Origin of the sequence: Streptomyces amritsarensis, from assembly GCF_001953875.1 — a bacterium.
GTDB lineage: Bacteria > Actinomycetota > Actinomycetes > Streptomycetales > Streptomycetaceae > Streptomyces > Streptomyces amritsarensis.
The window spans coordinates 108716-119312 of the sequence record NZ_MQUR01000011.1 but is presented as its reverse complement, the minus strand read 5'-3'; the positions used below and the strand labels follow the sequence as shown (position 1 = coordinate 119312).

General features: G+C 74.0%; 8 protein-coding genes and 1 pseudogene. 4 read left to right on the top strand and 5 right to left on the bottom strand.

Annotated features, from left to right (window positions below):
- Positions 1-87 precede the first annotated feature (87 nt).
- The 4 genes and pseudogenes from dnaG to AVW11_RS07870 all read right to left on the bottom strand — a co-directional run bounded on the left by dnaG (position 88) and on the right by AVW11_RS07870 (position 5640).
- On the bottom strand, positions 88-1992 hold the full coding sequence (dnaG, locus tag AVW11_RS07885; protein WP_076043600.1) for a DNA primase: 1905 nt from the start codon (positions 1990-1992) through the stop codon (positions 88-90).
- A gap of 34 nt (positions 1993-2026) precedes the next feature.
- Positions 2027-3301, bottom strand: a complete 1275-nt coding sequence (locus AVW11_RS07880; RefSeq protein WP_030841039.1) for an NAD(P)/FAD-dependent oxidoreductase — start codon at positions 3299-3301, stop codon at positions 2027-2029.
- A 93-nt stretch (positions 3302-3394) separates the two neighbouring features.
- Positions 3395-4720: a deoxyguanosinetriphosphate triphosphohydrolase gene (locus AVW11_RS07875; protein ID WP_076043599.1), complete on the bottom strand. Its 1326-nt coding sequence runs from the start codon at positions 4718-4720 to the stop codon at positions 3395-3397.
- A gap of 36 nt (positions 4721-4756) precedes the next feature.
- Positions 4757-5640, bottom strand: a pseudogene (locus AVW11_RS07870) (sirohydrochlorin chelatase).
- Between the two features lie 188 nt (positions 5641-5828).
- Between AVW11_RS07870 and AVW11_RS07865 the strand changes: the two are divergent.
- The 4 genes from AVW11_RS07865 to AVW11_RS07850 all read left to right on the top strand — a co-directional run bounded on the left by AVW11_RS07865 (position 5829) and on the right by AVW11_RS07850 (position 10078).
- Positions 5829-6590 (top strand): SanA/YdcF family protein, encoded by a 762-nt coding sequence (locus AVW11_RS07865; protein WP_079250551.1) that lies wholly within the window; start codon positions 5829-5831, stop codon positions 6588-6590.
- Between the two features lie 28 nt (positions 6591-6618).
- Positions 6619-7440: a glucose 1-dehydrogenase gene (locus AVW11_RS07860; protein ID WP_076043598.1), complete on the top strand. Its 822-nt coding sequence runs from the start codon at positions 6619-6621 to the stop codon at positions 7438-7440.
- Between the two features lie 126 nt (positions 7441-7566).
- The gene (locus AVW11_RS07855) at positions 7567-7938 is read left to right on the top strand and encodes a hypothetical protein (RefSeq protein WP_076043597.1); all 372 of its coding nucleotides are present in this window, start codon (positions 7567-7569) and stop codon (positions 7936-7938) included.
- Between the two features lie 46 nt (positions 7939-7984).
- Positions 7985-10078, top strand: a complete 2094-nt coding sequence (locus AVW11_RS07850) for a molybdopterin oxidoreductase family protein (protein WP_076043596.1) — start codon at positions 7985-7987, stop codon at positions 10076-10078.
- Between the two features lie 51 nt (positions 10079-10129).
- Here the strand turns inward: AVW11_RS07850 and AVW11_RS07845 are convergent, their stop codons facing one another.
- Positions 10130-10594 carry a hypothetical protein gene (locus AVW11_RS07845; RefSeq protein ID WP_240528145.1) on the bottom strand — a complete coding sequence of 155 codons (465 nt, stop codon included), beginning with the start codon at positions 10592-10594 and terminating at the stop codon, positions 10130-10132.
- Positions 10595-10597 lie beyond the last annotated feature (3 nt).

The following is a 10597-nucleotide window of genomic DNA, read 5'->3' as shown; positions in this document are numbered from 1 at the left end:
TACGCCCAGTATGAGGACGCCCCTCCGCCTTGCGATGCACCGCACCTGACGCCGTGCGCCGATCCACCGGGGATTACGGGACAGCCCTTAGAGCCCTTCGGCGCCGCGGTTGCGCAGGCGCTGGCCGTACTGCTGGAGCACCCACAGCTCCTCCTGGACGGCGGCGTGCTGCTCCGGCGGGGCCTGCGGACTCAGGCGGGTCATGGCGCCCTGGATCTCCAGGACCCGGCGGTCGACGGCACGCAGGCGGACCTGTACGAGCTGCACCCCGGCGTAGACCTCGTCGACCGTCTTGGCGTGGATGGCCTCCACCGCCAGCTCCGTGACCATCGCGCGGACGGTGTCGTTCGGGGCGGCGTCGCGCACGCGGGCCAGGTAGCCGTCGTCGGCCTGCGAGGTGCCGCCCGCGTCCTGGATGGCCTGGCGGACCGCGGCGTAGGGCGGGGCGGTGAACTCGTCGATCCCGTACGCGTCGAACGCGGGGGAGACCAGGGCGGGGCGCTGGAGCGCCAGCTTGAGCAGCTCGCGCTCGGTGCGGTGGGCGGGGCTGCGCAGGTTGAGGGCCGGGCCGCCGCCTCCGGCCGGCGGGGGCGTCGGCTCGGGGGCCGGCTGCTGGGCGCGGCCCCGGCCCTGCTGCGGGGGCTGGTTGCCGCGCTCGCGCGCCCATCGTGCGAGCTGCGCCACCCGCTTGACGACGAACTGTTCGTCGAGGATGCCCAGCATGCCCGCCAGCTGGACCGCCGACTCGTGCTGGATCGAGAGGTCCTTGATGCTCGCCACGACCGGAGCGGCCTCGGCCAGCGCGGCCGCCCGTCCCGCCGGGTTCTCCAGGTTGTGCCGGGAGACGATGTGGCGCAGCGCGAACTCGAACAGCGGGGTGCGGGCCTCCACCAGGTCGGCGACGGCCGCGTCGCCCTGGGCGAGGCGCAGGTCGCAGGGGTCCATCCCGTCGGGGGCGATGGTGATCGAGGTTTCGGCCGCGAACTTCTGGTCGTCCTCGAAGGCCCGCAGGGCCGCCTTCTGCCCGGCCGCGTCGCCGTCGAAGGTGAAGATGACCTCCGCGGTGGCGTTGTCCATCAGCAGGCGCCGGAGGATCTTGATGTGGTCCCCGCCGAATGCGGTGCCGCAGGTCGCGATGGCGGTGGTGACCCCGGCCAGGTGGCAGGCCATCACGTCCGTGTAGCCCTCGACAACCACGGCCCGGGAGGTCTTGGCGATCTCCTTCTTGGCCAGGTCGATGCCGTACAGGACCTGGGACTTCCGGTAGATCGCCGTCTCGGGGGTGTTCAGGTACTTCGGCCCGTTGTCGTCGTCGCGCAGCTTGCGTGCGCCGAAGCCGACCACCTCGCCGCTGGTGTCGCGGATGGGCCACATCAGCCGGCCGCGGAAGCGGTCGATCGGCTTGCCGCTGCGGCTGTCCTGGGCGAGCCCGGAGGTGATCAGCTCCTTGTCGGTGAAGCCCTTGCCGCGCAGGAAGCGGGTCAGGTGGTCCCAGCCGGCCGGGCTGTAGCCGACGCCGAAGTGGGCGGCCGCGGCCTGGTCGAAGCCGCGCTCCGCCAGGAACTTGCGGCCGATCTCGGCCTCGGGTCCGTCCAGCTGGTCGACGTAGAACCGGGCGGCCTCCCGGTGCGCCTCGACCAGCCGGATGCGCTCGCCGCGGCCGCTGGTGCCGGCGGTGTAGCCGCCCTCCTCGTAGCGCAGGGTGATCCCGGCCAGGCCGGCCAGGCGCTCGACCGCCTCGGAGAAGGAGAGGTGGTCGATCTTCATGACGAAGTCGAGGGTGTCCCCGCCCGCCTGGCAGCCGAAGCAGTGGTAGAGGCCCTTGCTGGGGCTGACCTGGAAGGAAGGGGACTTCTCGTCGTGGAAGGGGCACAGGCCCTTGAGATTGCCTCCGCCCGCGTTGCGCAGCTGGAGGTAGTCGGAGACCACGGCGTCGATCGGGACCGCGTCCCGTACCGCCTTCACGTCGTCGTCATTGATCCGTCCTGCCACCCGTGAAGTCTACGGCCGGGCGCGGACAAACCCGTCAGGCCCCCTCGGCAGCCGTCAGCGAAGCAAGCGGAACCGACGGGTCCGAGAGGGCCTCGCGGTCCACGGGTGCCTTTGACCTGATCAGGGCCTGGATGTGCTCGGTGACGTCCCACACGTTCACGTTCATTCCGGCGAGGACACGGCCCTCGGAGAGCCAGAAGGCGATGAACTCCCGCTTGCCGACGTCGCCGCGGATCAGCACCTGGTCGTAGCCGCCGGGCGGGGCGTATCCCGAGTACTCCAGGCCCACGTCGTACTGGTCCGAGAAGAAGTACGGCACCCGGTCGTAGGCGACCTCGTGCCCCAGCATCGCCCGGGCGGCGGCCGGGCCGCCGTTCAGCGCGTTGGCCCAGTGCTCGACCCGCAGCCGCGTGCCGAGCACCGGGTGGTGGGCGGCCGCCACGTCGCCGACCGCGTAGATGTCCGGGTCGGAGGTGCACAGGGAGGCGTCCACGGCGATGCCGCCGCCGTGCTCCCGGTCGACCAGGGCTAGCCCGGAGGTCTCGGCGAGAGCCGTCCGCGGCGCGGCCCCGATCGCGGCGAGCACCGCGTGCGCGGGGTGCTCCTCCCCGTCGTCGGTACGGGCGGCCAGCACCATGCCGTCCTGGCCGACGATCTCGGTCAGCCGGGCGCCGAAGTGGAAGCGCACCCCGTGGTCGGCGTGCAGGTCGCCGAAGAGCCGGCCGATCTCGGGGCCGAGCACGGCGTGCAGCGCGGTGGCCTCCGGTTCGACGACGGTCACCTCGGCGCCGTAGCCGCGGGCGGCGGCGGCGACCTCCAGGCCGATCCACCCGGCGCCCGCGATGAGCAGGTGGCCGTTGTCCCGGCCGAGGCCCGCCAGGACGTGCCGCAGCCGCTCGGCGTGCGCGAGGCGGCGCAGGTGGTGCACGCCTGCCAGCCCGGTGCCGGGGACGTCCAGGCGGCGCGGCTCGGCGCCGGTGGCGAGCAGCAGCTTGTCGTAGTGGACGACCGTGCCGTCCCCGAGGACCACCCTCTTGGCCTCCCGGTCGAGGTGGACGGCCGGCTGGCCGAGGTGCAGCTCGATGTCGGAGGCCGCGTACCAGGACGGCTCGTGGACGAAGACGCTCTCGCGCTCCTCCTTGCCCGTGAGGTAGCCCTTGGACAGCGGGGGGCGCTCGTACGGATGGTCACGCTCGTCGCCGATCAGGATCACCCGCCCCGTGAACCCCTCCGACCTCAGCGCTTCGGCCGCCTTCGCCCCGGCGAGCCCCGCGCCGACGATGACGAATGTCCGGTGTGCGTCGACCACCTGATGCCTCCTCATAACCTCTACGCCACATGCGACCACATGCGAGCGTCCCGCACTGAGCCTGCCGCGTGAAGGGGGAGTGGCTCGATCAGCTCACCCTTCGGCGCGTCGGGTGCGCCGGGTGAGCCGTGCGTGCAGGGAACGCGCTGAAGCGTCGGTGAGACACGCGATCTGGTCGACGACGGCCCTCTTCCTGGCCGTGTCGTCCGCGGCGGCGTCGAAGAGCGCCCGGAACTGGGGGTCCAGACCCTCGGGGGCGCGGGCGCTCAGCGCCTCGGCCAGTTCGGCCAGGACGATGCGCTGGTCGGCGCGGATGCGCTCCTGCTCGTCGCGCTGCATCACGTACAGGTCGGCGACCGCCTTGAGGACCGCGCATTCGTTGCGCGCCTCGCGGGGGACCACCAGTTCGGCGCCGTAGCGGGTGAGGCGGCCCGAGCCGTACGCCTCCCGGGTGGCCCCTTCGGCGGCCAGGCAGAAGCGGCCGATGAGCTGGCTGGTGGCGTCCTTCAGGCGGGCCTGGGCGACGGCGGAACCGTCGTACCCGTGGGGCCACCACTCCTGCTCCATCAGCCGGTCGAGGGCGGCCCGCAGCTCGTCGGGGGAGGTGCCGGCGGGGACGTACCGGCCGATGGCGACCTGCCAGATCGCGGCCCGCTCCGGCTCGGCGAAGAGCAGGTTGGGGTCGAGGTGCCCGGCGTGCAGGCCGTCCTCGAAGTCGTGGACGGAGTAGGCGACGTCGTCCGCCCAGTCCATGACCTGGGCCTCGAAGCACTTGCGGTCGGCGGGCGCGCCGAGGCGCAGCCACTCGAAGACCGGGAGGTCGTCCTCGTACGCCCCGAACTTGACCGAGTCGGGGTCGGTCGGGTGGCCGCCGCGGGCCCATGGGTACTTGGTGGCGGCGTCCAGGCAGGCCCGGGTGAGGTTGAGGCCGACGCTGACCGGCTCCCCGCCCGCCGGGTCGGGCACGAACCGCTTGGGCTCCAGCCGGGTCAGCAGGCGCAGCGACTGGGCGTTGCCCTCGAAGCCGCCGCAGTCCTTGGCGAACTCGTTGAGCGCCTCCTCGCCGTTGTGGCCGAAGGGCGGGTGGCCCATGTCGTGCGAGAGGCAGGCGGCTTCGACGAGGTCGGGATCGCAGCCGAGCGCGGCGCCGAGCTCCCGTCCGACCTGGGCGCACTCCAGGGAGTGCGTGAGGCGGGTGCGGGGGCTGGCGTCCCAGTCGTAGGAGCGGGTGCCGGGCGTGACCACCTGGGTCTTGCCGGCGAGGCGGCGCAGCGCGGCGGAGTGCAGCACGCGGGCGCGGTCGCGCTGGAAGGCGGTGCGGCCGGGGCGCTTGTCGGGCTCGGCGGCCCAGCGCTCGGTGTCGGCCGGGCCGTAGGGCGAGTAGAGGTCGTCTGCGGGGGCGTGCGCGGTGCCTTCCATGACAAGACGGTAACCGCAACGACTGACAAACCGGGATCAGGCGGAGACGAGTTCCGGCCGGGGGAGCGCGGCGGGGCGGGCCAGGGCCTCGTCGTAGCGGCGCAGCAGCAGACGGGCCAGGGCCGGGTGGTCGCCCAGGGGGGCGGCCGCGGGGCCGGGCGAGGCCGCGGCGGTCTGGGTGGCGAAGCGGCCGGGAGCGGCGAAGTACGAGGCCACGGCCGCCCGGTGGTGGCCGCGGGCGGCCAGGGCGCGGACGGCGTCGGGGACACTGGGCGCGGCCGCCGAGGCATAGCCGGGCACGACCGGGACACCGCCGAGCCGGCCGGCGAGCAGCGCGGCGGTGCGGCGGGTGTCGGCCGCCGAGTCGGGGTCGCGGGAACCGGCGGCGGCGAGCACCACGGCGGTGCCGGGGGTCCATCCGGCCTCCACGAGCCGTTCGTACAGGGCCTCGACGAGCAGCGGGTGCGGGCCCAGCGGGGCGGCGACGCGGGTGTGCAGGTGGGCGGCCCGGGCGGCGGCCGCGGGGAGGTCGCGCTTGACGTGGTATCCGCGGCCGAGCAGCAGCGGCACGAGCACGGCCGCTGCGGACGTGCCGCGCAGGGTGTCGTCGAGCAGCGGCTCGTTCAGTTCGATGTGGCCGAGCCGGACGTCGAGCCGCGGGCGGAGCTCGCGGACCCGCTCCAGGAGGGCGAGGGCGGTGTGCAGGGCGCGGGGGTCGCGGCTGCCGTGGGCCACGGCGACGAGGGCGGGCTGCTGCATGGGAGGTCTCCGAGGGTGCGGGTGCGGGGCGGTCGCAGTCCGCTGAGCTGCGTGCCGAGCTGGGCGGTGATCCGGGTCAGCAGCTCGGCCGCGCTGCCGAACGGGAGGGAGGGCATGGAGGGGAGGGAGAGGCTGTCGGAAGGGTGCACCGGCTCCGTCATGAACCGATCCTGCGGGCTGCAGATTGCCGGTGCGTTGCGCCGGGGTGACGGGTGTTTGCCAGGTGCTCACTCGGTCGTTCGTACGGGTGAAAGGGGACGGCGGGGGAACTCCGGGACCGGCCGTGATCGTCAATGTGTGCGAACGGCGTGTGCGAACGGTGTGCGCGGGCGGTGCGGGAGGGGCGGTCATGGAGTTCAGGGGCTGGGCGAGGGCGGTGGCGAGGCCGGTGCGGGCGAGGGCGGGCGCCCTGGTGCGCGCCGTGGCGGAGCGGCGGCCGGGGTGGCCGGGGCGGCTGCGGGGGGTCCGGGTCAGACGGCTGGCGGTGCAGACCGTCATGGCGGCCTGCGTGCTGGCGCTGCTGCCGTCGGCGTGGACGCACGCGTCGGCCGCCGACCGGCTGCGGACGACGGCCGACGCACCCGCCGCCGACGTGGCGGTGGTGTTCGGGGCCGGGCTGTGGCGGGGCAGGCCCACCCCCTATCTCGCCGACCGGCTCGACGCGGCCGCCGAGCTGTACCGCACGGGCAAGGTCAGAGTGGTGCTGGTCACCGGGGACAACAGCCGCAAGGAGTACGACGAGCCGGACGCCATGCGCAGGTATCTGACCGAGCACGGGGTTCCGGACACGCAGATCGTCAGCGACTACGCCGGCTTCGACACCTGGGACTCCTGCGTGCGGGCCAAGGAGATCTTCGGGGTCGAGCGGGCCGTGCTGGTCACCCAGGGCTTCCACATACGCAGGGCCGTCGCCCTGTGCCAGGCGGCGGGCCTGGATTCGTACGGGGTCGGGGTGGCCGACGTGCACGACGCCACCTGGTACTACGGCCAGACGCGCGAGTTCTTCGCCTCGGGCAAGGCGGCACTGGACGCGGCCTTCAAGCCCTCCCCGCGGTTCCTGGGCCCGAAGGAGGAAGGGGTGACGCGGGCCCTGGCCGCTCTGGCAGACTGACGCACCGCCACATATGCCGATCAGGCATATGCCGGTTCGGTCGGTTGGTGGTCGGTGCGGGTGTCAGGGGTGGGGAACCGTGGCTGTAGTGGATCTGAGCGGCAAGGCCGTCGTCATCACCGGCGCGGCCCGCGGTCTGGGCGCCGCGGCGGCGCAGGCCGTCGTGGACGGCGGCGGCCGGGTGCTGATCACCGACGTGCTGTCGGCCGAGGGCGCCGAGACCGCCGCGAGGCTGGGCGGCGCGGCGCGCTTCATCAGGCATGACGTGACGAGCGAGGACGACTGGGCGGCCGCGCTGGAGTACGCGGTCGCAGAGTTCGGCCGGATCGACGGCCTCGTGAACAACGCGGGCATAGCCTCCGGCCGGTTGCTGGAGCACGAGAGCGTCGAGAGCTTCCGCCGCGTCGTGGAGGTCAACCTGGTCGGCGTGTTCATCGGGATCAAGACGGCGATCCCGCTGCTCCGCGCGAACGGCGGCGGGTCCGTCGTCAACATCTCCTCCGCCGCCGGCCTGACCGGGCTCGCCCTGACGGCCGGCTACGGCGCCTCCAAGTGGGGCGTGCGCGGCCTGTCGAAGATCGGCGCGGTGGAGCTCGCCGAGGCCGGGATCCGCGTCAACTCCGTGCACCCCGGCATGACGCTGACCCCCATGACCGCCCCGGTCGGCATCCAGCCGGGCGAGGGCAACTACCCGGGCGCCCCGATGGGCCGCGTCGGCGTCCCGGAGGAGGTGGCCGCCGCGGTCGCGTTCCTGCTCTCCGACGCGGCCGCCTACATGACGGGCGCCGAGCTCGCCGTGGACGGCGGCTGGACCGCGGGCCTGACGGTGAAACACCTGACGGGCCGCTGACGCCGCCCACCGCCCGTACAGGCCCCCGGCCCGCCCCGGCCCGCCCCGCCCCCCGGCCCGCCATGCGGCACGGCGTGGGGGTAAACCGGTGTGCCCCGCCGGGGCCGCCGGGCTACGGTGCGTGCCGTGACCCAGGACGCACCCCTCGTCCGCGACGTCTTCCCCGACCTGGCGGCCGAGCTCGTGCAGTTGCTGGAGGAGGAGGGCGAACGCGATCTCGCCCTCTGCGCACACGACCTCCGGCTGGTGGCCGAGTGCGGCTGCGGCGACGACTTCTGCCAGAGCCTGCGTACCCACGACCACCCGCCGGACCGGCCCTACGGGCCCGGACACCGCATGGTGTGCCTCCTCCCCGAGTGCGGCCTCCTGAACCTCGACGTCGTCGGCCGCCGGATCGTGTACGTCGAGATCATCGACCGGCCCCCGATGCGGCGCGGGACGGCCGCCGCCTCACCGGTGGGGCCGGGCGGTGCTGAGGTACCCGTACGGGAGGTGTAACCGGAGGTGGCGGCCCGTGTAACACCGCCGACGCACCCTGGACCGCATGCACACCCCGGGAGCAACCGCCGCCACCGCCACGCACTGCCCCTACTGCGCGCTGCAGTGCGGGATGAACCTGCGCCCCGGGCCCGGCGGCGCAGGCGTGGCGGTGGAGGAGCGCGCCGACTTCCCGGTCAACCGGGGCGCGCTGTGCGGCAAGGGCCGCACCGCTCCCGCCGTGCTCTCCTCCCGGGTGCGCCTGACCGAGCCGCTCGTCCGCACCCACGCAGGGCGGCTCGAACCCGCCACCTGGGAGGAGGCCCTCGACACCGTCGCCGCGGGCCTCGCCCGCACGTCCCGCGCGCACGGACCGGACGCCGTCGGCGTCTTCGGCGGCGGCGGGCTCACCAACGAGAAGGCGTACGCGCTCGGCAAGTTCGCCCGCGTCGCCCTGCGCACCTCGCAGATCGACTACAACGGACGCTTCTGCATGTCCTCGGCCGCCGCCGCGCACCAGAAGGCCTTCGGGCTCGACCGGGGCCTGCCCTTCCCCCTGGAGGACATCCCCCGCACCGGCTGCGTGATCCTCGTCGGCTCGAACCTGGCCGAGACCATGCCGCCCGCCCTGCGCTTCCTCACCGAGCTCAAGGCCAACGGCGGCACCCTCATCGTCATCGACCCGCGCCGCACGCGCACCGCCGAACAGGCCGACCTGCACCTGGCGCCGCGCCCCGGCACCGACCTCGCCCTCGCCCTCGGCCTCCTGCACCTCGTGGTCGCCGACGGCCGCACCGACGAGGAGTTCATCGCCGCCCGCACCACCGGTTGGGAAGAGGCGCGGGCCGCCGCCATGGCCCACTGGCCCGAGCTGGTGGAACGCATCACCGGCGTCCCCGTCCCCGCCCTGCGCGCGGCGGTCGGCCTCTTCTGCGCCCCGGAATCCGCGATGGTGCTGACCGCCCGCGGCCCGGAGCAGCAGTCCAAGGGCACCGACACCGTCGGCGCCTGGATCAACCTGTGCCTGGCCACCGGCCGGGCCGGCCGCCCCCTCTCCGGCTACGGCTGCCTCACCGGCCAGGGCAACGGCCAGGGCGGCCGCGAGCACGGCCAGAAGGCCGACCAGCTTCCCGGCTACCGCAAGCTCACCGACCCGGCCGCGCGGGCCCACGTCGCCGGGGTCTGGGGCGTCGACCCCGACAGCCTCCCCGGACCCGGCCGCAGCGCCTACGAACTCCTCGACGCTCTCGGCGGCGACGTGAAGTCCCTCCTCCTGATGGGTTCCAACCCGGTCGTCTCGGCCCCCCGCGCCGCCCACATCGAGGACCGCATCCGCTCACTGGACTTCCTCGCCGTCGCCGACGTCGTGCTCTCCGAGACGGCCGCCCTCGCCGACGTCGTCCTTCCCGTCACCCAGTGGGCGGAGGAGACCGGCACCACCACCAACCTGGAGGGCCGTGTCCTGCTGCGGCGCCGCGCCCTGACCCCGCCCCCGGGCGTCCGCAGCGACCTGGACGTCCTGCACGGGCTCGCCGCCCGCCTCGGCGTCGAGAAGGGCTTCCCCACCGCCCCCGAGGAGGTCTTCGACGAACTGCGCCGCGCCTCCGCCGGCGGCCCGGCGGACTACTCGGGCATCACCTACGACCGCATCGAGGCCGAACAGGGCGTCTTCTGGCCCTGCCCCGAGGGCTCCACGGGCACCGAACGCCTCTTCCTGGACCGCTTCGCCACCGACGACGGCCGGGCCCGCTTCGTCCCCGTCGCCCACCGCGACGCCGCCGAGGTCCCCGACGCGGACTACCCGCTCCTGCTCACCACCGGCCGTGTGGTCGCCCAGTACCAGTCCGGCGCCCAGACCCGCCGGGTGGACGAGCTCAACGAGGCCGCCCCCGGCCCGTTCGTGGAACTCCACCCCCGCCTCGCCGCCCGTCTCGGCGCGGTCGACGGCAGCCCCCTGGTCGTCACCTCCCGCCGCGGCCGCGCCGTGGCCCCGGCCCGCATCACGGACGCCATCCGCGCGGACACGGTCTTCATGCCCTTCCACTGGCCGGGCGAGGGCCGCGCCAACACCCTGACCAACCCTGCCCTCGACCCCACCTCCCGCATGCCGGAGTTCAAGGTCTGCGCGGTCCGCGTCGAACCGGCCCAGGGTCCGGTCTGACCGGCGGGACGGGCCCGGGGGCGCCGCGGAGCAGCCCCCGGGACCGCCCGCCTACTTCGCCGGGAGCGGTTCCAGGACCACGCTGCCGGGCAGTGCCGCGGCCATGTCGTAGGCGTAGACCCCGGGCCGGACCCAGATGAACCAGTTGCCGGCGGCGACGATGGTGTGCCCGTACGCCCGGCGCCCCGCCTCGATGCTGTCGCCGATCTCGTCCCTGCTGTAACGGGCCGTGCTCAGCACGGAGACATGGTTGTAGACCGTGGTCCCGCGGTGCTGCACCTCGCAGACGGCGTCCGAGCCGAACTTGTTCTCGTTCCGCAGGGTCACCTTGCAGTCGAAGCCGCCCTTCCCCAGGGCGGTGACCACGTCGTCGACCGAGGCGTACTCGGGGCCGGTCGGCACGTTGCTCGGCATCGGCGTCAGCGGAGGGCGTCCTCGGTCCCGGTCGACGAGACCGCACGCGCTCAGGGTCAGCAGCATCCCCAGCAGCAGGGGGACGCACTTCGGTGTGCGCATGGG

Bases quoted from the DNA above. Each gene is read 5' to 3' on its own strand.
- AVW11_RS07845 (WP_240528145.1), bottom strand. From the start codon at position 10,594: ATGCGCACACCGAAGTGCGTCCCCCTGCTGCTGGGGATGCTGCTGACC.
- AVW11_RS07875 (WP_076043599.1), bottom strand. From the start codon at position 4,720: ATGGAAGGCACCGCGCACGCCCCCGCAGACGACCTCTACTCGCCCTAC.
- AVW11_RS07850 (WP_076043596.1), top strand. From the start codon at position 7,985: ATGCACACCCCGGGAGCAACCGCCGCCACCGCCACGCACTGCCCCTAC.
- AVW11_RS07860 (WP_076043598.1), top strand. From the start codon at position 6,619: ATGCCGGTTCGGTCGGTTGGTGGTCGGTGCGGGTGTCAGGGGTGGGGA.
- AVW11_RS07865 (WP_079250551.1), top strand. From the start codon at position 5,829: ATGGAGTTCAGGGGCTGGGCGAGGGCGGTGGCGAGGCCGGTGCGGGCG.